Annotated in this window: 24 protein-coding genes and 1 tRNA gene; 20 read left to right on the top strand and 5 right to left on the bottom strand. The window is 49.0% G+C overall.

Annotation, left to right across the window (positions count from 1 at the left end; translation table 11 throughout):
* The first annotated feature begins 31 nt into the window (after positions 1-31).
* From B5X72_RS02030 to B5X72_RS01980, 11 genes are all read left to right on the top strand, one after another.
* A complete protein-coding gene (locus B5X72_RS02030) occupies positions 32-646 on the top strand; it encodes a TetR/AcrR family transcriptional regulator (protein WP_079715140.1) in 615 nt (204 codons plus the stop codon).
* 188 nt (positions 647-834) lie between these two features.
* Positions 835-1,974, top strand: a complete 1,140-nt coding sequence (locus B5X72_RS02025; RefSeq protein ID WP_079715138.1) for an efflux RND transporter periplasmic adaptor subunit — start codon at positions 835-837, stop codon at positions 1,972-1,974.
* 6 nt (positions 1,975-1,980) lie between these two features.
* Complete coding sequence (locus B5X72_RS02020) at positions 1,981-5,196, top strand: efflux RND transporter permease subunit (RefSeq protein ID WP_079715136.1); 3,216 nt, start codon at positions 1,981-1,983, stop codon at positions 5,194-5,196.
* A 66-nt stretch (positions 5,197-5,262) separates the two neighbouring features.
* Positions 5,263-6,702, top strand: a complete 1,440-nt coding sequence (locus B5X72_RS02015; protein ID WP_079715134.1) for a TolC family protein — start codon at positions 5,263-5,265, stop codon at positions 6,700-6,702.
* A 120-nt stretch (positions 6,703-6,822) separates the two neighbouring features.
* Positions 6,823-6,894: transfer RNA gene (locus B5X72_RS02010), tRNA-Glu, on the top strand.
* 410 nt (positions 6,895-7,304) lie between these two features.
* The gene (locus B5X72_RS02005) at positions 7,305-7,700 is read left to right on the top strand and encodes a DUF1801 domain-containing protein (RefSeq protein ID WP_079715133.1); all 396 of its coding nucleotides are present in this window, start codon (positions 7,305-7,307) and stop codon (positions 7,698-7,700) included.
* A 133-nt stretch (positions 7,701-7,833) separates the two neighbouring features.
* Positions 7,834-8,391, top strand: a complete 558-nt coding sequence (locus B5X72_RS02000) for an RNA polymerase sigma factor (protein WP_079715132.1) — start codon at positions 7,834-7,836, stop codon at positions 8,389-8,391.
* A 123-nt stretch (positions 8,392-8,514) separates the two neighbouring features.
* Positions 8,515-8,769 carry a hypothetical protein gene (locus tag B5X72_RS01995; RefSeq protein ID WP_079715130.1) on the top strand — a complete coding sequence of 85 codons (255 nt, stop codon included), beginning with the start codon at positions 8,515-8,517 and terminating at the stop codon, positions 8,767-8,769.
* Entirely contained in the window at positions 8,744-9,604 is an 861-nt protein-coding gene (locus B5X72_RS01990; protein WP_079715128.1) for a FecR family protein, read from the top strand. The genes B5X72_RS01995 and B5X72_RS01990 overlap by 26 nt, the downstream gene beginning before the upstream one ends.
* Positions 9,605-9,648: 44 nt before the next feature.
* Complete coding sequence (locus B5X72_RS01985; RefSeq protein ID WP_079715127.1) at positions 9,649-12,261, top strand: TonB-dependent receptor; 2,613 nt, start codon at positions 9,649-9,651, stop codon at positions 12,259-12,261.
* A gap of 4 nt (positions 12,262-12,265) precedes the next feature.
* The gene (locus tag B5X72_RS01980; protein WP_079715125.1) at positions 12,266-13,084 is read left to right on the top strand and encodes a DUF4249 family protein; all 819 of its coding nucleotides are present in this window, start codon (positions 12,266-12,268) and stop codon (positions 13,082-13,084) included.
* A gap of 37 nt (positions 13,085-13,121) precedes the next feature.
* Here the strand turns inward: B5X72_RS01980 and B5X72_RS01975 are convergent, their stop codons facing one another.
* Positions 13,122-14,342 carry a hypothetical protein gene (locus B5X72_RS01975; protein WP_079715124.1) on the bottom strand — a complete coding sequence of 407 codons (1,221 nt, stop codon included), beginning with the start codon at positions 14,340-14,342 and terminating at the stop codon, positions 13,122-13,124.
* On the bottom strand, positions 14,332-14,952 hold the full coding sequence (locus tag B5X72_RS01970) for an RNA polymerase sigma factor (protein WP_079715122.1): 621 nt from the start codon (positions 14,950-14,952) through the stop codon (positions 14,332-14,334). The genes B5X72_RS01975 and B5X72_RS01970 overlap by 11 nt, the downstream gene beginning before the upstream one ends.
* Before the next feature lie 170 nt (positions 14,953-15,122).
* On the opposite strand from B5X72_RS01970, the gene B5X72_RS01965 reads away from it, so the two are divergent.
* The 5 genes from B5X72_RS01965 to arsB all read left to right on the top strand — a co-directional run bounded on the left by B5X72_RS01965 (position 15,123) and on the right by arsB (position 18,695).
* The gene (locus B5X72_RS01965) at positions 15,123-16,115 is read left to right on the top strand and encodes a glycosyltransferase (protein WP_079715121.1); all 993 of its coding nucleotides are present in this window, start codon (positions 15,123-15,125) and stop codon (positions 16,113-16,115) included.
* Between the two features lie 66 nt (positions 16,116-16,181).
* Positions 16,182-16,508, top strand: a complete 327-nt coding sequence (locus tag B5X72_RS01960) for an ArsR/SmtB family transcription factor (protein ID WP_079715120.1) — start codon at positions 16,182-16,184, stop codon at positions 16,506-16,508.
* 73 nt (positions 16,509-16,581) lie between these two features.
* Positions 16,582-17,022, top strand: a complete 441-nt coding sequence (locus tag B5X72_RS01955; protein WP_079715118.1) for a DUF6428 family protein — start codon at positions 16,582-16,584, stop codon at positions 17,020-17,022.
* 18 nt (positions 17,023-17,040) lie between these two features.
* Positions 17,041-17,652, top strand: a complete 612-nt coding sequence (locus B5X72_RS01950; protein WP_079715116.1) for an arsenate-mycothiol transferase ArsC — start codon at positions 17,041-17,043, stop codon at positions 17,650-17,652.
* A gap of 2 nt (positions 17,653-17,654) precedes the next feature.
* Positions 17,655-18,695 carry an ACR3 family arsenite efflux transporter gene (arsB, locus tag B5X72_RS01945; protein WP_079715114.1) on the top strand — a complete coding sequence of 347 codons (1,041 nt, stop codon included), beginning with the start codon at positions 17,655-17,657 and terminating at the stop codon, positions 18,693-18,695.
* Between the two features lie 117 nt (positions 18,696-18,812).
* Here arsB and yidD read toward each other — a convergent pair whose 3' ends face one another.
* Both yidD and B5X72_RS01935 read right to left on the bottom strand, forming a co-directional pair.
* Entirely contained in the window at positions 18,813-19,028 is a 216-nt protein-coding gene (gene yidD, locus B5X72_RS01940) for a membrane protein insertion efficiency factor YidD (protein ID WP_079715113.1), read from the bottom strand.
* Between the two features lie 117 nt (positions 19,029-19,145).
* Positions 19,146-19,868 carry a GTP-binding protein gene (locus B5X72_RS01935; RefSeq protein WP_317043094.1) on the bottom strand — a complete coding sequence of 241 codons (723 nt, stop codon included), beginning with the start codon at positions 19,866-19,868 and terminating at the stop codon, positions 19,146-19,148.
* 93 nt (positions 19,869-19,961) lie between these two features.
* Between B5X72_RS01935 and B5X72_RS01930 the strand changes: the two genes are divergently transcribed.
* From B5X72_RS01930 to B5X72_RS01920, 3 genes are read left to right on the top strand one after another with little or no spacing between them, the layout of a single operon-like run.
* Entirely contained in the window at positions 19,962-20,801 is an 840-nt protein-coding gene (locus B5X72_RS01930; protein ID WP_079715393.1) for an oxidoreductase, read from the top strand.
* A 50-nt stretch (positions 20,802-20,851) separates the two neighbouring features.
* Complete coding sequence (locus tag B5X72_RS20980; protein ID WP_245826776.1) at positions 20,852-21,520, top strand: Atu4866 domain-containing protein; 669 nt, start codon at positions 20,852-20,854, stop codon at positions 21,518-21,520.
* Between the two features lie 18 nt (positions 21,521-21,538).
* Positions 21,539-22,453 carry a helix-turn-helix domain-containing protein gene (locus B5X72_RS01920; protein ID WP_079715111.1) on the top strand — a complete coding sequence of 305 codons (915 nt, stop codon included), beginning with the start codon at positions 21,539-21,541 and terminating at the stop codon, positions 22,451-22,453.
* 206 nt (positions 22,454-22,659) lie between these two features.
* Here B5X72_RS01920 and B5X72_RS01915 read toward each other — a convergent pair whose 3' ends face one another.
* Positions 22,660-23,100, bottom strand: coding sequence for a PepSY-like domain-containing protein (locus B5X72_RS01915; RefSeq protein WP_139378482.1), 441 nt, complete (start codon positions 23,098-23,100; stop codon positions 22,660-22,662).
* A 266-nt stretch (positions 23,101-23,366) separates the two neighbouring features.
* Here B5X72_RS01915 and B5X72_RS01910 point away from each other — a divergent pair, with 266 nt between their 5' ends.
* Positions 23,367-24,611 (top strand): DEAD/DEAH box helicase, encoded by a 1,245-nt coding sequence (locus tag B5X72_RS01910; protein ID WP_079715391.1) that lies wholly within the window; start codon positions 23,367-23,369, stop codon positions 24,609-24,611.
* Positions 24,612-24,620: the final 9 nt, after the last annotated feature.

The raw sequence follows: 24,620 nt of genomic DNA, 5'->3' as shown, positions 1-24,620 counted from the left end.
ACACTGTTAAATTATTAAACAAGGGAAGATAGTGGGAAGCAGAGAACGGATACAGCGAATGAAAGATGAAAACAGGATGAACATCCTGGATGCCGCTCTTCAAATTGTCAAGGAAGACGGATGGCAGGCCCTTAGCATGCGCAAGATTGCTGACATCATCGAATACACTGCGCCCATGATCTATGAATATTTCCCCAGCAAAGAAGCGATACTCACTGAACTATCAGCACAGGGATTCCGCCAACTGGCGAAAAAAATGCGCGAAGCCAAAATGAATCATGAGCAACCTGAGAAACAATTGGAGGCCATGTGGCTGGCCTACTGGGATTTCGCGTTCGAACATAAAGAACGCTATCAACTTATGTTTGGGGTGGGGATGCGGGCTTGCGAAGCAGGGGCTGACTGCGAATATTCGAAGACCCATGCCGATTTGGTCAACGACGTCATTTACGAAATCATGAAAGAAAAGGCGCCCAGTCAAGAAGTATTATGCCGCAAATATTACACCTTTTGGTCGGTAATCCACGGGTTGATATCAATCAATTTGGTCAACATCGGACTTGAAGACGAAGATGAGCAGCAGCAATTAAATCAGCAAATATTAAAAGATGCGATTTACGGCATCACACGGTCGTTAGTCGATTAATTTTTTTTTGCACATTACCTTACATTAATAAATTTTTTAACGCCGTTAAATTACCCATAAACACCTCCGGCTGCACGTTCTCCTGAAGGCAGCCCTCGTTCATCGGCAGCACGCGTTATCAAGAAAACAACAAATCGATCATCATTTTTTGACTTTTACTTAACACTGTTAAATAGTTTAATCACGTTATGAAACATTCAATAACACTCATTTCACTTCTCGTAGCCCTAGGTTGCGACGGCGACCGCCAGTCTGGGCCGGAATCTACCCTGCAAGCCGTGCCGGTAGTTGAGATCAAGACAGGGCAACAGGTCACCTTTCAGGAATATCCGGCATCGATAACAGGGCTGTCTACCGTTGAAATCAGGCCTCAAGTTTCTGGCATCCTGGAGCGCGTCTACGTCGATGAAGGAGCCAAGGTAGAGAAGGGCCAGCTCCTGTTTAAGATTGACGCCAAGCCCTATATCGAACAGGTTAACCAAGCCAAGGCCAGCTTGCAGGCCGCAGAAGCCAATGTAGAGCATACCCAACTCGAAGTAGAGAAGATGAGCCGGCTAACAGAAAATAAGCTGCTGGCAGATTTCCAGTTGAAGACGGCCATAGCCGCCCACAAGGTAGCTCTTGCCAATCTGGAGCAGGCAAAAGCGGATCTGGCAACGGCCCAAATCAATCTCGACTACACGACCATCAAAGCGCCAATAAGCGGATACATCGGCCGTCTGTTCAAAAAGCACGGATCGTTGGTGGCACCTACTGACGCTGAAGCTCTCACACAGCTTTCCGATGTGCATGAATTGCATGTCTATTTCTCACTGGCCGAGCGCGACTTTGCGTCGTTTAGAAACCGTTTTGAAGGTCTTTCACTTGAAGACAAGCTCAGCAACGTCCCGCCGGTATCATTGGTACTTTCTGACAATAGTATATACCCCCATGTGGGCAAGATTGACATGGTCGATGGACAGTTTGACAGGAATACAGGTGCAATCACACTGCGTGCTACGTTTCCCAATGAACATGGACTCCTACGATCAGGCAATACAGGCAAGATTAGGTTAAGCATGCTCCATGACAACGCGCTGATTGTCCCGCAGTCGGCTACGGTCGAATTGCAAGACAAAATCTTCGTCTATGCCGTAGACGACAGCAATAAGGTGGTCAAGCGCCCGATCGCAGTCGCCGGTAAAACTGGCCCAAATTACCTGGTAAGCGCTGGATTGGCTGCTGGCGACCGAATCGTATCCAAAGGAATGGATTACCTTCAAGAAGGCCAAACAATCCTCCCCCAGAACGCATCTGCAGACAGTGTTAAACGAACCGCATTAAACTAGCTACATATGTTTAAGAAATTCATCGAAAGACCCGTGCTCTCCACGGTAGTGTCTATTCTACTGGTCGTCCTCGGTATCCTGGGATTGACACGGCTGCCGTTGCAGCAATTTCCCGATATCGCTCCTCCCGCAGTCCAAGTCACCGCGCTGTACCCGGGAGCAAACGCCGAAACCGTCCTCCGTGCCGTCGCCCCTTCCCTTGAAGAGTCCATCAACGGTGTGGAAGGTATGAGCTATATGAGTTCCACAGCAAGTAATGACGGCTCCCTGGTCATCACCGTCTATTTCAAACTCGGCACCAACCCCGACCAGGCAGCGGTGAATGTACAGAACCGTGTGGCGCAGGCCACAAGCCAACTGCCTGCGGAAGTAGTACAGGCTGGCATCACCACGCAAAAACAGCAGAATAGCCTCATTATGGTGGTTGACCTGTACACCGAGGACGAAGCACGATATGATCAGACTTTTTTGACAAACTATGCACAAATCAACATCATACCCGAGATGAAACGCATACCCGGAGTTGGACAGGCCATTGTCTTCGGGGGAAACAAAGACTATGCGATGCGCGTCTGGCTCGAACCAAGCAAGATGTCGGCCTACAACATTACGCCCAACGAAATCATGGCCGCCATACAAGATAAGAATATCGAAGCCGCTCCCGGACGTTTCGGCGAAAGCAGCCATGAATCTTTCGAATTTGTCATCAAGTACAAAGGGAAACGCAATCAACCGGAAGAATATGAAAACATCATCATCCGCGCCAACGCCGACGGGTCGATGCTGCGGCTGAAAGACGTAGCCAACATCGAGTTGGGTGCGTACACCTATGCAAGCGCCACCCGAATCAACGGCAAAACAGGATTGAACATCGGTATCATGCAACTGGCCGGCTCCAATGCCAACGAAATCCAAATCGCACTGCAGGATTTACTGGAAAAGGCCTCGAAGCAGTTTCCGGAAGGCGTGGAATACCTCATCTTATATAATACCAAAGATGCCCTCGACCAATCGATTGACCAAGTGAAGCATACGCTTATTGAGGCGTTCATCCTCGTATTTCTCGTCGTTTTCCTGTTTCTTCAAGATTTCCGCTCCACACTCATCCCCGCCATCGCCGTACCGGTAGCCATCTTAGGCACGTTCTTCTTTATGCAGTTATTTGGCTTTTCGATCAATCTGCTCACCTTGTTCGCTTTGGTATTGGCTATCGGGATCGTCGTGGATGACGCTATCGTGGTCGTCGAAGCCGTCCACGCCAAAATGGAACGGCGCCATCTTACCCCCAAGGCCGCTACCCTTTCCGCCATGAGCGAAATCACCGGAGCGATTGTATCCATTACGCTGGTCATGTCTGCGGTATTCCTGCCCGTGGGCTTTATGGAAGGCTCCACCGGACTATTTTACCAACAATTTGCCTTTACCCTGGCCATTGCCATTGTCCTGTCTGCCATCAATGCGTTGACACTCAGCCCAGCGCTATGCGCACTGTTTCTAAAGCAACACGAGTCCGCCCATGGACAGGACAATAAACGGCTGACGTTTAAAGAAAAATTCTTCACAGGGTTCAATACCGCATTCAACCGGCTTACCAATCGGTACATTGGCAGCCTGCGCTTTCTTATCCGTTTTCGGTGGCTTACGCTGGGGGCACTGGCGGCGGTAGTCTTAGCGACCATCGTTTTAATCCAACGCACACCTACTGGGTTCATTCCACCGGAAGATCAAGGATTTATCGCCATTTCGGTCGACCTGCCGGCGGGTGCTTCGCTTGACCGCACCAATGCCATCTTGCAGGAAGCTGAGCAAATCCTCCAGCCCATGGATTTCACGAAAACGCTGAACGTCATCTCCGGCTTTAGCATCCTTACGCAGGCCACCAGTCCTTCAGCGGGCGTCGCTTTCATTTTGCTGAAGCCGAATGAAGAGCGGGGCGATGTGAAAAGCATCGAGGAGATTATGACCGTCGTCAACCAGCGCCTCGCTGCCATCAAAGGCGCCTCCTTTTTTGTATTTACTTTCCCCACCGTGCCGGGATTTAGCAATATCGACGGGCTTGACATGGTTTTGCAGGATCGTACCGGCGGCAAGCTGGATAGGTTTGACCAAATCGGCGATGGCTTCATTCAAAATCTCATGCAACGTCCAGAAATCGCCATGGCGTTTACACCGTTCAAAGCCGACTATCCGCAGTATGAGTTGCTGGTAGACGATGTGAAAGCCGAGCAATTGGGCGTCCGTACGCGAGATATCCTGCAGACGATGCAAGCCTATTTCGGCAGTGCGCAGGCGTCAGACTTCAACCGGTTTGGCAAGTACTACCGGGTAATGGTACAGGCCGAGAAAAATCAACGGGCAGACCCGGCCTCGCTCGACGGTGTCTATGTAAAAAACAAGCTCGGCGACATGGTACCCATCAATACCTTGGTTGCGTTGCAGCGTGTCTATGGCCCCGAAACCGCATCGCGCTACAACCTATTTAATTCAATGAGCATCAACGCCATACCCGCACCTGGATTCAGTTCGGGCGATGCCATACGGGCGGTAGACGAGGTTGCTGCCACGGCATTACCTCAGGGATTCTCCCACGAATTTTCAGGTATCACGAAAGAGGAGATCACGTCCGGCGGCCAATCGACCGTCATTTTCCTGATGTGCCTTGTATTTGTCTATTTTTTGCTGGCTGCGCAGTACGAAAGCTACCTGCTACCGTTGGCGGTAATCCTGTCTATCCCGACCGGCGTATTCGGTGTTTTCATCGCAATAGGTCTTGCCGGCATCGAAAACAACATTTACGTTCAAGTCGCCCTGGTGATGCTTATCGGTTTACTTGCCAAAAATGCCATCCTGATTGTCGAGTTCGCGGTGCAGCGACGGCGAATGGGCAAATCCCTGGTATCCGCAGCGCTGGAAGCGGCAAGGCTCCGGCTTCGCCCAATCCTGATGACTTCCCTTGCATTTATTGTGGGACTTACCCCCATGATGGTTGCTACAGGCCCTTCAGCAAAAGGCAATCACTCCATCAGTATCGGTGCAGCCGGGGGGATGATTTCGGGTGTCATATTAGGGTTGCTGGTAATCCCCATTTTATATATTTTGTTCCAATACTTGCAGGAGCGGATCACAGGCCCCTCGCCTACCGTCGCACGTATTCCATCATCACCGTTTCAAACGGCCTCAAACAACGTAGAAGAAGTCAACACCGCATTACAACAACACTGATATCATACGCGGCAGTTTATAGTACCGGCCAGATTGGTGCTATCGCTGCCTTCACATAGACGCTATATGATGAATTTTCTTTTGATCAAAATCCCGCACTGGCTTTGCCTTACCGCATTGCTGTTTATCACATCGTGCAAAGCACCTCAAGAAGGCGTGCAAGCAAGCGCCGGGCTCCCCGAGTCGTACCGCAACGCGCCGGCACCATCGGCCGACACGACTGACACACTGGGTATCGCCCACCTCCCGAAGACAGACTATTTCAGCGACAGTATTCTGCTGACTTTACTGGATACCGCCGTCGCACAGAACAACGACCTACAGTTGGCCGTAAAAAATATCGAGATCGCTTCCCGTATTTTGTCACAAGCCAGACTGGCGTATCTACCATCCGTGGGGCTGGCCTTAACCGGAAGTACTACCCGTCCATCCAACAACAGCTTGAATGGCATTAGCCTGAATCAGTTTCTCGGAAACAAACACATCGAAGACTACAACGCCTCGGTGTCTTTTTCCTGGGAGCTGGATATCTGGGGAAAAATCCGTAATCAAAAAGCGGCGGCACTCGCCTCTTACTTACAAACCGAAGAAGCGCGCAAGGCCGTCGAGACGCAGTTGGTCACCAATGTAGCTTATGCTTATTATAATTTATTGGCATTGCGCGAGCAACTAACCATTGCCAAGCGCAGCCTTGCCCTTAATGATACCACACTGAATCTCATCAAACTCCAGTATGAAGTTGGTGAAGCCACCCTATTAGCCTTGGAGCAAGCTGAAGCACAACGGTTGAGCGCAGCAACGCTCATTCCTTTATATGAGCAGGAGATCAATATACAGGAAAATGCATTGAGTATTTTACTAGGTAAGATGCCTGCAGCAGTATTTACAGCTGCGCACCTTGCCGATATCGCCGTTCCTGATCGCGTGTCTGCTGGCATTCCCTCCGTCCTGCTTAGTAGGCGACCGGATGTCCACGCTGCGGAATTAGGTGTACGGATAGCAGACGCCCAAATGCGGCAGGCTCGGGCGAACATGTATCCTTCACTGACCATCACCGCCCAAGGTGGTGTCAATACATTTACTGCCAGCAATTGGTTTACGATACCGGCATCGCTTTTCGGAGCAGTCGCCGGAGGGATAACACAGCCCATTTTCCACAACCGGAGGCTAAAAACAGCGTATGAGGTGTCGCGCATCGAACGGGAGAAATCCGTCATCCAATTTCGTCAGTCCATGTTGGTAGCTGTTGGCGAAGTAGCTGACGCGCTCATCAAAATCGAGAAATTGAAAGCACGCAGCGTCCTTGCTGCAGAAAAAGTGACCCGGCTCCGCAATGCCGTAAACAACGCCAATAGTCTATATACAAATGGCGTGGCAAACTACCTGGAGGTGATAACAGCACAGAACAATATGCTGCAGAGCGAGCTTGAACTTACCGATGTCAAACGACTACATCTCGAGGCATTAGCCGACCTTTATCGGGCCGTTGGCGGTGGGTGGCAATAGTACCACTCACGCCGCTACCCATAGCGACATTAAAAAAATTTTGATTTTCTTTGGAAGAAATAGAAATACTCCTATCTTTGCAGACCGAAAAACAACAGGGTTGTTCGGAAAGATAGAAAAGGCCCGTTCGTCTAGGGGTTAGGACGCAAGATTTTCATTCTTGAAACAGGGGTTCGATTCCCCTACGGGCTACTAAAAAAGCATCAGTCACACACGATTGGTGCTTTTTTTATGTAGTAGGGCTAAAAATAGGGCAAGTTTTGAAGATCAGGGATCAATTACAAAACCTGTGAACTAACCAATAACTTCCCCCCTACCGTTTCAGTTTGCTCTGTGGTAATTGCCATTAAAAACCTAAACTTCCGCCATTAGGACATACATATCGCCACCTGATATTGAGGAGGTCTGTCAGATTTTGCAGGAAAGTGAAGGGTTCCTGATTCACATATCGGTTCGGCAAGACCAGGAGATAAAACACTATATTTGCTTAACCCGCTGTGAAATCATCGGTGTCCGCGTTAAAAAAGAAAGAGTTACCTCCGGTTGCACCATTGAGGTGCTTTATTAAATATGAGTATGTAAATTTGCGTATAAAATATAATATGATTTCCAAAGACATATTAGCATACAACGATGCTAAGGACGGTACAGATAAATCCATTTGTGAATTGCTGGCCAGCGAAATCACTAAACACCTGCCCGAAGCTGAAAACAAAATATGGCATGCACACCCCGTTTGGTTTCTGGATGGCAATCCGACGGTTGGCTACAGCAAACAAAAAGCGGGCATCAGACTGATGTTTTGGAGCGGAGCAGACTTTGAAGAGGAAGCGCTGAATGTCAAGGGCAAAAAATTCAAAGACGCATCAATCTTCTACAATTCGGTCGAAGAAGTCAACGTGAAAGACCTGCAGCGATGGTTAGACAAATCCAAATCCATTCAGTGGGACTATAAGAACCTCGCAAAAAGGAAGGGGACGCTGGATCGCCTGAAATAAGCCGTATAGCACGCATCTTACCGCTGGATCGCCCTACGGGAAAAAAACAGATTCGTGTTAAATCTTATCTATTTTTAAAGTTCATTAAACTTCTGGCCTATCTTTGCCCATTCAACGGAAACATCCATCAGGCATGCAAGATACCACCGGCAATACTGCAATTATCAAAAAGCTTAAAACCGGCGACCAGACAGCATACAAAGAACTGTACTTACGGTATTACCCGAAACTGATTGGGATAGGACGGAAATTCAACTTCAGCTTGTTGTCTCCCGAGGATTTTGTACATGAAACATTTCTAAAACTGCATAAAAACCGCCACTTGCTGAAGGAAGATGTCTTGCTGGACAAGCAAATCTTCGTCATATGCAAAAACATCATCCTGAACCATATTAAGAAGGAGAAGCGGAACACCGCCCTGGACACCTCCGATTTCCTTTTGGAAACCGACGGACGCGCCCCGAACGAAGCGTTGGAAACGGCACGCGAAGCTGCTCTGGAAAGGCTGATAAAAAAGCTACCGGAAAAACAGGAACAAATTTTCCGGATGCACAAAATAAACGGATATTCTTACAAAGAAATCGAAGCACTCACCGGACTGTCGCCGAAAACCATTGCCAACCACCTGTACCTGGCCAACAAATTTCTAAGAGCGCATGCCCAAAACGAGGCTTCATTGCGGGATCCGTAGGAACACGGTTTCAGGTCCCTTAAAGGGCTCGCTCGTGTTAACAAATTGTTAAATTTCACCAAACCATTAGGAACTTCCCGGATCCAAGTTGTCAAGTGGCTGTGATAACAATCAAAAAGCAATATGGTAGTTGAGATTTTCAAGACCGACGTGTCGGATCCCGGGCAGGCCGAAGCCCTTACGAAGTCGCTGAAGCCCTTGGCCGCAAACGGCAGGGTTACATTCGATCTGGAAGACGTTGACAAAATTCTGCGTACCGAATCCGACCGGGGGATCGCCGGGCAGGTGATCCGGTTGATGGTTGACAGCGGATTTTCATGCGAGCTATTGTACAGCAAAGAAACCTCAAGACATGAAACTGAACGAGTACCTCAATAAACTTTGGCGCGCCGACTATCCCGCACCGCAACACGAGGAAGCGGAAGCTTCCTGGGAACGCTTCGCCAGCAAAGCCTTTGAAAAACCCACAAAGGTTGTTTCATGGAAAACCCATTGGAAATACTTTTCCGCGGTGGCGGCGTCAGTGATGTTGGTCATTGCGGCCCTGCAATGGGCGATAAACGCCGGAGCCGGAGCCGATTTCCTGCTGGTGGAAAACACCGACGAAACCATCCGCGTGTTTACGCTGCCCGATCATTCGGTAGTCAATCTCCTACCGGGCTCAACGCTTCATTATGCCGAAAACTTTCAACGCGATAGAACCATCAAATTGGAAGGCGAGGCGTACTTCGAAGTCACGAAAGACGCGCACGCGCCGTTCAGCGTGGCCTGCAATCGTACGATCACCACCGTGCTCGGCACCTCGTTCAACATAAAGAGCCTTGCCGGTGGCGGTATCGAGGTGGCGTTGTATGAAGGCAGCGTAAAAATGGAAGTGGAAGGCGCAGAACAAGATTGGATGCTGTCGCCGGGCGAACTTTTTGTGTACCGCGATGCCAAAGCCGAGGTCCTCCCCTTCCGTAGCCGGCAACGTGCGGCTCCGCTATACGTCGATTTTGAAAAGGCGAGCCTTGCAGAAATCGCAGCCTATATACAACAGGCCTATGGCTACACGGTAATGGGCGAGTCGGGGATTCTGGAGGAGCGGGTAACCATGCGTATCCGCAAAAATGAACCGTTGGACAATATCATGAAGACCATCACTACCATTTATGATGTGCGTTCAAACATCGACACCTTAAGGAAGGAAATCACACTCACACACGAACGATAATTTTAATCACAACAGAATATCTCATAGCTCACATCCGAAAACAAATGAAACTTACCTTCGTCTGGTTGTTTTCACTCGTGTTTTTATACCACGGCCACGCACAGGAAAACAGCATCATTTTAAACAACCCAAGTCTTCAACAGCTATTCAGTACGATTGAAGCCCACAGTGACTATAAATTTGCCTACGACAATAAGCTGGACATCGCAGAAAAAATGGGATTTACGGTCACCATCGATCCGAATGACATCGAAACGACAATCGCAGCGCTTGAAAAGAAGTCTCGCTATACGTTCGGTCGCCAAGGCCACAACATTACTGTAAAACCTATTCCCAGCCAGGGGCAGGAAACTTATACGTTATCCGGAACGATTTTGAATGAACAGCATCACCCCGTTCCCGGCGCCAATATTTCGATTAAAGAAAGGCGGACATCGGTCCCTACCGACGATGAAGGCCGCTTTTCTGTCCGCCTGCCCAATGGGCACTACACGTTACGGATTAGCCACATGGGGTATTTGGATATGGAAGACCAGGTCTGGCTCCGCAGTGATATGGCAAAAGACTACACGCTTTCAGCGGACAGTGAAACCTTGGAGGAAGTAGTGATTACCGAAAAAAGGAAAAACATCGCTGAAATCAAAAAGCCGCAGATGAGTGTGAACCGTCTTTCGATGGAGCAGATAAAACGCACCCCGGTGGTCCTTGGTGAGTCCGACCCCCTGAAGTCGCTCATGCAGCTGCCAGGCGTCACCAGCGCGGGTGAAGGAGCGTCGGGATTCAACGTGCGGGGAGGAGCAGCAGACCAGAATCTGATGCTGCTCGATGGCGCACCCATTTACGGTGATTCCCACCTGTTCGGCTTCTTTTCGGTATTCAATGCCGACGCCATCAGTGGGTTGGAGCTGTACAAAGGCGGGATCCCTTCGAAGTTCGGCGGACGGGTTTCGTCCATTTTGGACGTCCGTCAAAAGACCGGCGATTACCGGGATTTTCACATGAACGGCGGTATTGGACTGATTTCAAGCCGACTGACGGCCGAAGGCCCTCTCGAAAGGGACAAAGGATCATTTATGCTGTCAGGCAGAAGTTCCTACGCACATCTTTTCCTAAAACTTGCCAACCAGGATAATTCCGGGTATTTTTTTGACCTCAATACCAAGCTTAATTACACGCTCAACGAAAACAATTCCCTGTACCTCTCCGGCTACTATGGACGCGATGTGTTCGACATCAACGATTTGTTTTTCAGTTCGTACGGAAACGCAATGCTCAATCTACGCTGGAGGCACCGCTTTTCCGAAGACCTAATCGCTGATTTGACCACGTTCTATAGCGATTACCGCTTCGGCCTGGAACTGGATTTCGCCGACTTTATGTGGAATAATGCGGTTGAAAGCTACGGGCTGAAATACGACTTTTCACACCGCTTTTCGGACGATTTCAGCCTGCAGTACGGTGTCAATTCATTGTACTACGATTTTAACCCCGGTACACTGGAACCCAGCGGCCCGGCGTCGATCATCAATTTTATGCAGCTGGATAAAAAATATGCATTGGAACCTTCGCTGTACATCGACGCCGAACATACACTATCCGAAAAGCTGACTGTCCGCTATGGACTGCGCTACAGCCAATTTTACCGGTTTGGGCAGGAGGATGTCAACCGCTATGAACACAACCGTGCTGTAGTTTTCAACCCCGTTTTTGGAATCTATGAAAAAGGGACCCCAATCGGGTCGACAAGCTACGGAAGGGGCGAAAAAATTGCTTCCTTTAGCAACCTGGAGCCCAGGATTGGGATTTCGTACGCGCTGGATGACAACACCTCGTTGAAGGCCAGTTATAACCGGATGACGCAGTACCTGCACTTGCTTGCCAACACCCAGTCACCTACGCCGGTAAATATCTGGACGCCCAGCGGACCCTTCGCCCAGCCCCAATTGCTGGACCAAGTGGCCATGGGGTATTTCAAGAATTTTGCGGACGACACCTACACCATTGAAACCGAAGCGTTTTACAAAACCGTCCAAAACCGTATCGATTACATAGACGGGGCCGAGCTGATCGCCAACAACGCAATCGAACAAGTCATCCTGAACGGGGAAGCCCGCTCGCTGGGGTGGGAGTTCCTGCTCCGGAAAAATACCGGAAGGCTTACCGGTTGGGTAGCCTATACACTGTCGCGGGCAGAACAACGGACGCCGGGCCATACGCCCGAAGAACCGGGGATTGCCAATGGCGCATGGTACCTCTCCCCTTACGACAAGTTGCACAACGTGGTCATCACCAGTGTCTATGAACTTAACGACAAGTGGTCTTTTGCAGCCAATTTCGCCCTGCAGTCGGGACGGCCGGTGACGCATCCAAACGGACAGTACCAGATAGGGGGCATCATCATCCCGAGCTACGGCTCGCGGAACGACAGCAGACTTCCCGCCTACCACCACCTGGATGTCGCCGCGACTTATATACCGAAGCCCAAACGAAAAAAAGGTTGGCAAAGCGAATGGGTATTTAGTATCTATAACCTGTACAATCGCATGAATGCAGCTTCCATCCGGTTTGCGACCAATGAAGATACAGGTATCAACGAGGCAACCCGGCTTTCCATTTTTGGTATTATCCCCGGCATTTCTTACAATTTTAAGTTTTAAAAAGATGAACACTCAATCGTTTTTGCGCATCGCATTTTCCCTCACCTTTATGGCATTGTTTGTAGCCTGCGAAAAAGTAGTTGATATCGATCTGGACACGGCCGAACCCCGGTTGGTGGTCGATGCGGCGATTTCCTGGGAAAAAGGCACTGACGGAGCTATCCAGCGGATCAAGTTAAGCACGACAACCGACTATTATGCAACGGAGATTCCAACCGTATCCGGGGCAACGGTGTACGTGACCAACACCGCTGGCCAACGGTTTGATTTTATTGAACGTCCTGGTACGGGTGAGTACATATGCACCGATTTCGTCCCCGAACTTCACAGCACGTATGAACTCCGGGTAGTTGTCGGTGATCAGACATATACCGCTACCGAAACCTTGGTGCCCGTGCCCGAAATCAGCCGCGTAGAACAGCGGGTATTGAACATTTTCGGAGACAACATCGAAGTCCGTTTTTACTTTAACGATGATGGCAATGCACCGAACTTTTACCTTACGGAAATAACGACCGGTTTCCTGCTGTTCCCTTCCTATGAGATATTGGACAATCAATATACACAAGGCAACGAACTGTTCCAGCCGTTTATACACAGTGATCTTGAAAGCGGAGACGAAATACGGATGAGCCTATCGGGCATCTCTCAGCAGTTTTACAGCTTCATGGGCCTGATTTTAGCGAGCGCGAGCGGAGACCCGTTCAGCACGCCACCGGCTAATATCCGCGGGAACATTGTCAACCAAACCGATGCGGGAAATTACGCCCTGGGTTATTTCAGGCTTTCGGAAACCGATACCGCCGTATATCGGGTGGAGTGATTCGGTGCGGAACTGTGGCTCGCCATATTTGCCCCGCTCACTGCACATAAAACCGAAGCGATACCCCGCCGTGCAGCCAGCGATACCGGTCATTCCGCAACCGCCCAACGGGAATCCCGACATATGGAGCTATCACGGTATTGTACCGCTGCAGGAATGGTGGCGTTACATAACCGGATAGCTGGATGAATCCCCAGTAATTATTCCCCCGGTAAATCGAGTCCGGCCGATTCGATTCGGTCCTTTCGCTGATGATGCGCCTTGTCGTATCGCCCGAAAGCATATCACCGTGCACCCATCGATTGGACTGGATCACATCGGTTCGTCTATCCCTTACCGCGCTGAAAGGCGCAAGGCCCAACGATACAGAGAAACGCTCGGTGAACGCATAGTTCAGGGAGACTGGGAGGGATACCATCCCTATCGTGTTCCGGCTTTCCACGACCTGGGAGCCGGTGGTATCCGACATGTCCGCCGCCCAGCGCTTTCCTGCTGTCATGGAGGAATAGCTTAGCCCGATTTCGGCAGACATCCGATTGGTGAATGCGATTTGCGCGGATAGCCCACCTCCCAATACCAACCCTTTGTCCGTCAAGGCAGAATTGAGGTTTGCCCCGAATTTGATGTCCCCGAGATTCAACCGATTTTTGGTCGATAATCGCAGGGCCGGCAATTTGATGTCTTCAACCCGATGGGAAGTTCCGGTCTGCGGTTTCCAGCCAGGTGCTACATGCTTCGACATCGGCACGGTTTCAATTTCACCTTTGTTGATGGATGGCAGACCATCCAGTGAGCCAGGTGTTGACGCCCCTGCATCCGTTGGTCCGGCAAACACCGGATCCCCCAGCTGCATATCGCTTACTGCACGGCTTGTCTGCGGCATCCGCGTAGGCGGTGCATCGATTTGCTCCTTATTCTGCCCAGCAGCGTCGACAGCGGGCGGTATCGAATCCACGATTACCGAATCGCGCTTATATTGGCCTGCGTCTTCCATGAGGTCAGGAGCCTGCTTCTGCACCGGCGTTTTCCTGTTATCAATTCCATCCAACAATGGAAGGTACTTTACCGAGGCATAAACCATGAGGAACAACGAAGCTGCAATGCCGGCAAGCTTGACAAAACGTGGTATGGATTTCCGTTGCTTCTTTCTGTAGCGTTGGAAGTGCGCCCATTCCCGGTGGTCATATGGCTCCTCAAAATCCCGAAGGAAATCCCGGATGCCAGCTATCAATTCTTTCTTATCTCGCTTATCCATCATACCTCCCCCCGAAATATTTGATATATAATGACCGCAATTCCTGTTTTGCCTTGGTCAGGTAAACGCGGCTCGAACTGGCTGGGATCTGCAACAACTCCGCTATTTCGTTGTGCTTATATCCTTCCAATTCATAAAGGTTGAAAACGATGCGTTGGATATCTGGCAGTCCTTCCAGAAGACGGAGGATATCATCCAGTTGCAGCCTGTCATCCATTTCCACTGCGGGATGGCTTTCCAGTCGGTCAACGGCTATCGGTTCAGGCATTGTCCGCTGTCCTCGCAAACGATCAATGGCAGTATTGACGGTGATACGGATCAGCCAGGCACTGAATACCGCCGGTTTATCCGGCCCCTGCCCCCTGAAATCAGCAAGCCTGTCGAAGGCCTTAACAAAGCTATCGTTCACGACTTCCCTGGCCGTCTCCGTATCCACCACATACCTTCTGGCCACGCCCATCAGCTTGCCCCAATATCGGCGATAAACCTGCTCCTCCAGCTGGGCGGTAAGGTTTAGCCGTCCACTCAAGATGTCGGCTAAAAGCCCGTCTTCCTTTCCGTCCACGTAAAGTAGCTGTCCTGTCTGTTTAAATCCAAATTCATATGTACCCATAGATATAGACGGAAATCTGCTGCGAAACGCTAATAAAAATATTGCTTTTTCCTCTTTTTTTTACTTTTTCCGTTAAACGGCAAGAATCGTTTAGCATTCCCACCAAAGGCTACGTCTTGATTCAATAGAAGGGCATTTCTCTTTTTTTAACCCGATTCAAATTGCCGCGCATGCAGTTATCCATCATCATCCCCGTTTTTAACCGTCCGCAGGAAGTAAGGGATTTACTCGAAAGCCTCGCCAACCAAACCGATCCTGATTTCGAAGTGCTGGTTGTCGAGGATGGTTCGACCGACAGATGCGAATCCGAAGTGGATGCCTTCAGCACAAGGCTGCATATCAGATATTGCTATCGGGAAAATTCCGGCCCCGGACGGGCACGCAATGCCGGAGGCGCATTTTCCTCGGGCGATTACCTTATTTTCCTCGATTCCGACTGCGTCCTGCCGCCGCATTATGTACAGACGGTTCGGCAATCGCTCTCGCAGGACTATTCAGACGCTTTCGGCGGCCCGGATAGGGCAAGAGAAGATTTCTCGCCGATGCAACGGGCCATCAACTACTCCATGACTTCGTTCTTTACCACAGGAGGTATCCGGGGCGGAAACGAGCGATTTGAAAAGTTTCATCCCCGGAGTTTCAACATGGGCTTTTCCCGCGTCGTATTCGAGAAAACAGGAGGATTTGCGGCAATGCGTTTCGGTGAAGATATCGATATGAGCATCCGGATTATCGGCATGGGCTTCACGACAAGGTTGATCAAGGAAGCCTATGTTTACCATCGGAGGCGTACAACGCTCCGGCGATTTTTCAAGCAAGTATACAATTCAGGCGTCGCACGAATAAACCTTTATAAACGGCATCCCTATTCCTTGCGTGCTGTGCATTTCGCACCCGCGGCATTCACCGTCGGCATAGCGCTGATTTTGGTTTTGGCCGTATTGTTATCTCCTTACTTTTTGCTGCTGTTGGGTGTGCATGCGGTCTTCATCGCTGCAGATGCAGGGGCCAGGAATCGAAATTTTTTCATCGGCCCACTGGCGGTTGTGACAAGTTATACGCAGTTGATCGGATATGGACTCGGATTCATGCATGCCTTTATGGCGCGGATCATCTTTGGACAACAAGAATTTTCCATGTTCCAACGATCTTTTTACAACTAAAAAGCTCAAGAAAAAAATTTGGAAATCTCCTAAGTATATCGTAATATTGCGATATAAAAAAATACCATGGGTGCCACAAAAACAGAACACTTTACCGCGCAGCAAAATCGGATTGCGACGATTTGTAAGGCCCTTGGACACCCTGCAAGGATTGCTATCATTGAATATCTACTGAAGGTAAACCGCTGTATCTGCGGCGATATCGTAAACGAGTTGCCATTGGCTCAACCAACCATTTCGCAGCACCTGAAAGAACTTAAGAATGCAGGATTGATTAAAGGAAATATCGAGGGCAATGCTATCTGCTATTGCATCGATGATAAAACGTTTGATATCCTGAACGATTATTTCTCCAACATCATTACTACGGTGACCAACCAAAAATGCTGTTAATGCATTTTTTTTGGAAACACCCATCGTAATATTACGATAGACATTATGGCTTTTAAAAACAAACTATTTACACATGAAATTATCAGAAATAAAATCTTTGTTGCCAACATTAGCTAACGTTAATTTCCAGCTGGAAGACGGGACATTTGTTCCCGAACATTTTCACGTTACCGAAATCGGGATGGTTTCCAAACATTTCATTGATTGCGGTGGGACAATCAGGAATGAAAACGTCGTGAGCTTCCAATTATGGGACGCCGATGATCATGACCATCGCTTAAAACCCATAAAATTGCTCAACATAATCAAGCTTTCGGAAGATAAATTGGGTATCGATGATAGGGAAATCGAAGTAGAATACCAAAGCAATACCATTGGCAAGTATGGTCTGGATTTTGACGGAACAAATTTCGTTCTGAAAAACAAAGCGACCGCCTGCCTGGCACAGCACGCATGCGGAATACCGCCAGCGGCACAAAGATCCTGCTGCACAACCGACAACAAGAACTGTTAAACTCAAATCCAATCAGGTATGTATCCGCAATTGTCTCAAACCATTGAAAAACTCCGACAGCAAACCATTAGCCCGGAGCGCAAAGCTATTTTACAACCGCTCATTAATTTCATTCAGCAAAAGGTAAGCGCACGAAAAAATGCAGACATCAATTTCATCTGTACACACAATTCGCGCAGAAGTCATTTGGCGCAGGTGTGGGCACAAACTGCAGCGCACTACTTTAATATCCCGGAGGTATACTGCTACTCGGGTGGCACGGAAGCTACGGCTTTGTTTCCTAAAATAGTTGAAACACTCGTTGAAGCAGGTTTTCGTATTTCGGTGATTGCCTCAACCGACAACCCCGTTTACGGCATAAAATACAGCGAAAACACATTACCCGTCATCGGTTTTTCAAAACGCTATGATGATTCGTTCAACCCCACTTCAGCGTTTGCAGCCGTCATGACCTGTTCACAGGCTGATAGTGGTTGTCCATTTATTGCCGGTGCCGGGCAACGAATTGCCATTACTTTTGAAGACCCGAAAGTTGCGGACGACACAATGGAGCAAGCACAGGTTTATGCGCAAAGGAGTTTGCAGATAGCCGCCGAGATGTTCTATGTCTTTTCCATGATTGAAAAATAACCATGCAGCCGAAACTACGATTCCTTGACCGCTACCTGACATTTTGGATTTTTCTTGCCATGCTCATAGGCGTGCTGGTGGGCTATTTATTCCCCGGCCTTGCCAATATTACCCACTCGATTGCTGTTGGTGCCACCAACATACCGCTTGCTACCGGGTTGATTTTGATGATGTATCCACCATTGGCCAAAGTAGATTATTCACTGCTGCCCAAAGCCCTCCAAGACAAACGGGTGATGTCCATTTCGCTGGTTCTGAACTGGGTAATCGGCCCTGTCTTGATGTTTGTATTGGCCGTCGTTTTCCTGAGAAACGATCCGGATTACATGGTTGGACTCATTTTAATCGGTTTGGCAAGGTGTATCGCCATGGTTATTGTTTGGAATGATTTGGCAAAAGGCAACCGGGAATACGCTGCGTTGCTGGTTGCATTAAACAGCATCTTCCAGGTCATATCATACAGCTTCTATGCTTGGCTTTTCATCAATGTACTTCCGCAGAAACTGGGGCTGGGCAATTTCAATATATCAATCCCCATGCGGGATGTTGCCGAAAGCGTCATGATTTACCTGGGAATACCATTTTTAGCCGGATTCCTGACTCGTTACGGGTTGGTGAAAGCGAAGGGAAAGGATTGGTACAATAGGAAGTTCATTCCTGTAATATCGCCGATCACGCTGTATGCCCTGCTTTTCACCATCATACTGATGTTCAGTTTGAAAGGCGACCAGATTTTAGCGTTGCCATTGGATGTACTACGGGTGGCGCTACCGTTGATTATTTATTTTGTCCTGATGTTTTTCATCAGTTTCTTTATCAATAAATCGCTGAACATACCATATGACAAAAATGCCGCGGTATCTTTCACCGCCACTGGCAATAACTTTGAATTGGCGATAGCCGTCGCAATCGCAGTTTTTGGCATCCATTCACCGCAGGCATTTGTCGGCGTAATCGGTCCATTGGTCGAGGTACCCGTTTTAATGCTTTTGGTGAAGGCAAGCCTCAGATTAAAGAAAAGTAAGCCACCCCATTCAACGTGACATTCAAACGAGGTGGTTTGATTAAAGACCTAGTCGTTATCGCTTGTGCTCAAACACCACCTGGCCGTCTTTTGTCAGCTGCAGCTCGCCATGATGTTCGGTATAGACGTAGAACGACTACAGGAAACTGCCCACGTCTTTCCGCGAACGGGGAGCCAAGCTATCAATTTCTTCAAGAACTTCCCGTGCCGCCGGCTTTCTCGGTACCGCGTCATATTGGGATGTTCCCCAGGGATGGCCGCGGGCAAGCCGTTTCAACCTGGGAGACACTCCTTTCCACACTCCCCATTCCGTAATGGTCTCCGCCATGTACTGCGGGACAGGAGAGCACATACCTGCAAAAACGGCGGAGCAGTGGCGAATAAGTTAACCGGTTCAGTACCCCGACACCCCGCCGCATGTAACCGTGTGGTTCGAAATTCCGTAAACCTCCGTATTGGTTCGCTCTCTTTATATAGTTTGTGGAAACTCATCCTTCCAATGTGTGTATTGCCAGTCATCAGCCTCCTCTTCGGTAAGCAAGCACTTTTCCAGATCGCGCAGGTGCCTGTCTTTGTCGAGGTTCTGCCCGATAAAGACCAGCTCCGTCTTCCGGTCGGCCCATTGCGGGTGCCAACGGTCCTCAATGGATTGACGATGTTCGATATAGTCTGCATAGCGATACCGCTCGACTTCAGGTATACTGCACCACCACGATCCGGCACTTTCGATGCGGAGGCTGCCGCCGGCCTGGCTGAAACCGATGGCCATATTGGGTCGCGAAGCGATCCAGAACAGTCCTTTCGCCCGTATCATTCCGCTGGGATCCACGTAGCTGAATGTCTGCGCTACGGGGATTGGTTCGGAAATTCCCGTATTTTCGATCAGCAGGTAGTCGAACCGGTTTTCCTTTGCCAGCCGTTCAACCTCCACCATGAGGTCTTCCCGCAGGGTACAGCAAATGCAGCCGTTGCTCATTTCCGCCAGCTTCTCATCCGTGCGCGAAAGCGTATGCTCCCGTTCGACCAACTGCGCGTCGATATTCACTTCGCTCATATCATTGACGATAACCGCCACCTTGAGGTTTTCCTTGTTGTGCAATACATGGTTCAATAATGTCGTCTTCCCCGCTCCGAGGAACCCGCTTAATACAGTTACAGGTACTAATAAATGCTGCGGTGGCAGCACATTCACGATCCAACTACGTTATTCATTGATTCGGTTAGGTGGAGCATTCTTTTCATGGCCAACTTTGTACCATTGTTTAATCATAAAATGTTAAAAAAGATGGATACAAAAAAAGTATGGTTCGTTACCGGGGCTTCGAAAGGGTTGGGACTTGCCCTGGTCAAAAAATTATTGCAGGACGGCTACCGTGTAGCGGCAACGACACGGAATGCACAGCCTGTAAAGGACGAAATCGGGGAAGGGTCAGACGTGTTTCTTCCACTGGAGGTAAACTTAACCGACAACAACGATGTACAACGTGCTATTGAAAAAAGCATCGCACACTTCGGCAAAATTGATGTCGTGGTCAACAATGCGGGCTACGGACAAATAGGCACGTTAGAAGAGCTGACGGACGAAGAAGCCAGGGAAAATTTTGATGTCAATGTTTTCGGTGCGCTGAATGTTATCCGGAATGCAATGCCTTATCTCAGGAGTCAGAAATCGGGTCATATCTTTAACATCGCATCGGCAGGCGGCTTATTCGGAGGTTTTGCGGGCTGGGGGATTTATTGTGCCACAAAATTTGCCATGGCGGGCTTTACGGAAGCATTGGCCGCGGAAGCTGAAGCGCTTGGCATAAACGTCACTGTCGTCTATCCCGGGTATTTCCGGACCGATTTTCTGGCCAAAGGCTCGGTAAGAACGCCCAAACAAACCATTCCGGACTATGAAGCTGCCCGGCAATCCGAACAGGCACACCTGGGCAGCATCAACGGCAACCAGCCAAACGACCCCGAGAAAGCGGCAGATGTATTGATTGCCATCAGCAATGAAGACAAACCGCCTGTTCACTTGTTATTGGGTAACGATGCGTACGACATCCTGAAAAACAAGATTGACATCATCACCAAAGACGTAGAACAATGGAAAAGCTACACGTTATCCACCGCATTTTAATCGGGATTGTCTTATGGGGAAATACAGGCTGTTCGTCAAAAGCGCAACAAATGGAACATCCGGAAACCAAAGCGGCAGCAGAAATAGTAGCCGTCCGGTTTGAAAAATGGAAAAAGGGCGAAGCCGACTTTTTCGGACTGTTGGCGGATGATGTGGTTTGGACAGTCAGCGGCAAATCACCCGTTTCGGGTACTTATCACGGGAAAACCGATTTTTTGGAACGTGCCGTTAATCCAATCATCGGCAGACTCAAAACACCACTGAAGCCCGAATTGATTAGCCTTACGGCCGACAGTTTTTTTGTGTGGCTTCACTTCAGCGCAAGAGCGACCACAAAAACGGATGAAATTTATGAAAACACCTATATTTGGAAAATGCAGTTGACAGACAACAAGATAACGAACTGCATTGCGTTTCTGGACACGTACGAATTAACAGATTTGATGAATAATAAAGAAAAAACGATGAACCAAACCATAGCGGAAACTAAAGAATACATCGGAATGTGGGTAACCAAGGATGGCTATATCCGCCACGAGCTATTGCCCAACAACCGATACGACGAAGCACGGGGCAATCGCAAAAGTGCCTATCAGGGTAGTTACAAGGTAACAGGAAATCATATTGATTACAAAGACGATACGGGATTTTCCGCAGACGGTGAGTTTAAAGACGGCGTGCTGTATCATGCCGGAATGGTCTTGTATAAAGAAAAGTAATCAGGTAAATTAGCACTTATGGAAAAGGCATTCCGCTTTAACTCAATCGCTGAATTTCACGCTTTCTGCAATTTGCCTAAGCCTGAGCATCCGTTGATCAGCTTGATAGACTACAGCAAGGTCTCCTATCCTGTTGAAGAACATGAGCTGAAATGGATTCAGCACTTCTATGCCATTGGCTTAAAGCGGAATGTCAATGCCAAATTCAACTACGGACAGCAGCAATACGATTTCGACTCGGGCGTGCTCACGTTTGTCTCCCCGCTCCAGTTCTTGAAACTGGAAATCAACCAGGAAGCCAAAGCGGAACCAACGGGCTGGCTGCTGCTGGTCCATCCCGATTTTTTATGGAATACACCATTAGCCAAAAAGATAAAATCGTACGATTTCTTCCAGTACGCCGTAAACGAAGCGCTGTTCCTTTCTGACAAAGAGGAGCGGGTTATCGTAGATATACTGCAGCGAATCGAGCAGGAATATCAATCCAACCTGGATAAATTCAGCCAGGACCTTATTATTGCCCAGATAGAATTGTTGCTCATTTATTCGGAGCGCTTCTATGAACGCCAGTTTATTACGCGCAAGAAATCCAACCATGAATTATTGGAACGATTTGAAAACGTGCTTTCCAACTATTTCAAAAGCGGTCAATTGCTTGAAAACGGCACGCCAACCGTGACGGCTATTGCCGAACAGCTCAATATTTCGCCCAATTATTTAGGCAGCCTTTTACGGATACATACCCAGCAAAGCACGCAACAGCATATTCAGCACAAATTGATTGAATATGCCAAAGAACAATTGAGTACGACAAATTTGTCCATAAGTGAGATTGCTTACGAGTTGGGGTTTGAACACCCGCAGTCGTTTAGTAAACTGTTCAAAAGCAAAACCAACTTAACGCCTTTGGCGTTCAGGCAGTCGTTCAACTGATAAAAAAAACGATTAACCGGGCGGCCTCCTACACGTGGTGCCTTGCCATGGTATCCTTTCCCGATTTCAATTCCGGTATCCGGCACACACCAGGCAAGTATCAGCCAGGTAAAACACGGGTAGCACACACTTGCATGACACCGTCTAAAGGTGGTTTATACGTGGCTAATACCTGACTAATACGTGGCTAACAGGCGGGACATCGGTCAATCTCTGACGTCTTTTTTGAGCACCTTTCCCTCGGCATTCAGAAATACAGTGGCATCATCGTCATCGGACGTTATATCAATCGTGTAAAACACGCCTTCCACGGCATCTTGCACAAATAGATAGTTGTCCACTTCGTAACCTGCTCCGACATACCGGCTCACCGCAGCTGCTACCTTGGCGGGCAACTTACTTTCCGGCACTGGTTTTGAAGTGCTCAGCCATTCACCCGCCATGCTTATTTCCATGACGGAACCGTCGGAGAGGACAGCGATATATTTGCCCCGCTGCTTATCAGCAATCCATTTGTTAATTTTGTTGCCGGTAGCCTTGCCTTCTGCTATGGTTTTTACCTGAGCAGGGATATTTTCCTGTGCCTCTGCATTGTCCGTGGTTAGGGCTGCTATGATCAGCAGGCCCTTTATCATCAACTTCATCATTTTATAGGGTGTTTTACTGATGACAAAGCTACAGCGAATGTTTTGTACATACGACCGTGCCGCTACGGAGCTCGCATTCTACGTATTACTACGGTAATGTGTCCGCCACAGCTATCCCATATAGGGACAGGCTGGGCCAATTAAAGACGGTAAACCAATTAAAAAATATCGAAATTTTGTCGTATCTTTGTGACTTCCGTTCAATTAACCGTATTCAACGGGAAGGCTGGTGTTGTTATGCATTCAACACTTTTAATACGAATAATTTGCAATTTTCATCTTTCAATCTTTCTGAACCGATATTAACGGCTTTGGAAAAAGCGGGATACCATACACCCACGCCCATACAGGCGCAGGCCATCCCCATCATCATGCGAAAACGCGATGTTTTGGCATGTGCGCAGACCGGAACGGGCAAAACCGCTTCGTTTGCGCTGCCGCTCATCCAATTATTGCTGGATCACCGCATGCACAGGGCGGCGGGCCCACAGGTACTGATTCTGGCGCCCACCCGGGAGCTGGCAATACAAATCGGTGAGAATATCGACGGATATGCAGCGCTGACCCCGGTTAAGCATGCTGTTATATTCGGCGGCGTATCAATCAATAACCAGATCAGCATGCTCCGGAAACATCCAGAAATCCTTGTCGCCACGCCAGGGCGATTACTGGATCTATTGAACCAACGTGCCGTCTCTTTATCGTCTATTGCTTACCTGGTACTTGACGAGGCCGACCGGATGCTCGATATGGGCTTTATCAAAGACATCAAGAAAATTATTGGACTGATTCCTACCACCCGGCAAACGTTGTTGTTTTCGGCCACCATGCCGAAAAACATCGAGGATTTTGCCCAATCTATCCTTACCAACCCGGAGCGGATCACCGTCACCCCGGTATCTTCTACGGCAGAGAAAATCGACCAACTGGTTTTCCCGGTGGCAAAAGCAGACAAAATCGGGCTGTTGGCACACCTTATCAAGCAGGAGAAAACAGGCTATATCCTCGTATTTTCACGGACAAAGCACGGCGCGGACAAAATTGCCAGGAAGTTAAACCAAACGGGAATCACGGCTGAAGCTATCCATGGCAATAAATCTCAGCAGGCGCGGCAAAAAGCGCTGAGCCGCTTCAAGACGGGCGCCATCAAGGTGTTGGTAGCCACGGACATTGCCGCCCGTGGCATCGATGTAGACAACCTGCACTTGGTGATCAACTACGACCTGCCGAATGAGCCGGAGACCTACGTACACCGCATCGGCCGGACCGGCAGAGCCGGAGCCAGCGGCAGGGCGTGGTCTTTTTGCGATGTAGATGAGCGGGAATACCTTTGGCAGATCCAACGGCTTATCAATAAAGAAATCGACAGGAAAGATGATCACCCTTTCCCTGCCGACGGCATGCTGTCTTACATACAGCCAAAGCCCCAACGGCAAGTGGCCTCGGCCACCAGCGCCCCGAAAAAACGGAAGAAAAAGCGAAAAAACAAACCAGCTGTCTCCGCAGCGTAAAACACCAAC

Origin of the sequence: Parapedobacter luteus, from assembly GCF_900168055.1 — a bacterium.
Taxonomy (GTDB): Bacteria; Bacteroidota; Bacteroidia; order Sphingobacteriales; family Sphingobacteriaceae; genus Parapedobacter; species Parapedobacter luteus.
This window is presented reverse-complemented; position numbering and strand designations above follow the sequence as displayed.

Excerpts from the sequence above, each read along its gene's own strand:
- B5X72_RS02020 (WP_079715136.1), top strand. The coding sequence starts at position 1,981 with ATGTTTAAGAAATTCATCGAAAGACCCGTGCTCTCCACGGTAGTGTCT.
- B5X72_RS02000 (WP_079715132.1), top strand. The coding sequence starts at position 7,834 with ATGCAAGATACCACCGGCAATACTGCAATTATCAAAAAGCTTAAAACC.
- B5X72_RS01985 (WP_079715127.1), top strand. The coding sequence starts at position 9,649 with ATGAAACTTACCTTCGTCTGGTTGTTTTCACTCGTGTTTTTATACCAC.
- B5X72_RS01915 (WP_139378482.1), bottom strand. The coding sequence starts at position 23,100 with ATGATGAAGTTGATGATAAAGGGCCTGCTGATCATAGCAGCCCTAACC.
- B5X72_RS01980 (WP_079715125.1), top strand. The coding sequence starts at position 12,266 with ATGAACACTCAATCGTTTTTGCGCATCGCATTTTCCCTCACCTTTATG.
- B5X72_RS01975 (WP_079715124.1), bottom strand. The coding sequence starts at position 14,342 with ATGATGGATAAGCGAGATAAGAAAGAATTGATAGCTGGCATCCGGGAT.
- B5X72_RS01960 (WP_079715120.1), top strand. The coding sequence starts at position 16,182 with ATGGGTGCCACAAAAACAGAACACTTTACCGCGCAGCAAAATCGGATT.
- B5X72_RS01995 (WP_079715130.1), top strand. The coding sequence starts at position 8,515 with ATGGTAGTTGAGATTTTCAAGACCGACGTGTCGGATCCCGGGCAGGCC.
- B5X72_RS01920 (WP_079715111.1), top strand. The coding sequence starts at position 21,539 with ATGGAAAAGGCATTCCGCTTTAACTCAATCGCTGAATTTCACGCTTTC.
- B5X72_RS02005 (WP_079715133.1), top strand. The coding sequence starts at position 7,305 with ATGATTTCCAAAGACATATTAGCATACAACGATGCTAAGGACGGTACA.
- B5X72_RS01955 (WP_079715118.1), top strand. The coding sequence starts at position 16,582 with ATGAAATTATCAGAAATAAAATCTTTGTTGCCAACATTAGCTAACGTT.
- B5X72_RS01950 (WP_079715116.1), top strand. The coding sequence starts at position 17,041 with ATGTATCCGCAATTGTCTCAAACCATTGAAAAACTCCGACAGCAAACC.
- arsB (WP_079715114.1), top strand. The coding sequence starts at position 17,655 with ATGCAGCCGAAACTACGATTCCTTGACCGCTACCTGACATTTTGGATT.
- B5X72_RS02025 (WP_079715138.1), top strand. The coding sequence starts at position 835 with ATGAAACATTCAATAACACTCATTTCACTTCTCGTAGCCCTAGGTTGC.
- B5X72_RS02015 (WP_079715134.1), top strand. The coding sequence starts at position 5,263 with ATGATGAATTTTCTTTTGATCAAAATCCCGCACTGGCTTTGCCTTACC.
- B5X72_RS20980 (WP_245826776.1), top strand. The coding sequence starts at position 20,852 with ATGGAACATCCGGAAACCAAAGCGGCAGCAGAAATAGTAGCCGTCCGG.
- B5X72_RS01965 (WP_079715121.1), top strand. The coding sequence starts at position 15,123 with ATGCAGTTATCCATCATCATCCCCGTTTTTAACCGTCCGCAGGAAGTA.
- B5X72_RS01970 (WP_079715122.1), bottom strand. The coding sequence starts at position 14,952 with ATGGGTACATATGAATTTGGATTTAAACAGACAGGACAGCTACTTTAC.
- B5X72_RS01990 (WP_079715128.1), top strand. The coding sequence starts at position 8,744 with ATGAAACTGAACGAGTACCTCAATAAACTTTGGCGCGCCGACTATCCC.
- B5X72_RS01930 (WP_079715393.1), top strand. The coding sequence starts at position 19,962 with ATGGATACAAAAAAAGTATGGTTCGTTACCGGGGCTTCGAAAGGGTTG.
- yidD (WP_079715113.1), bottom strand. The coding sequence starts at position 19,028 with ATGTGCTCTCCTGTCCCGCAGTACATGGCGGAGACCATTACGGAATGG.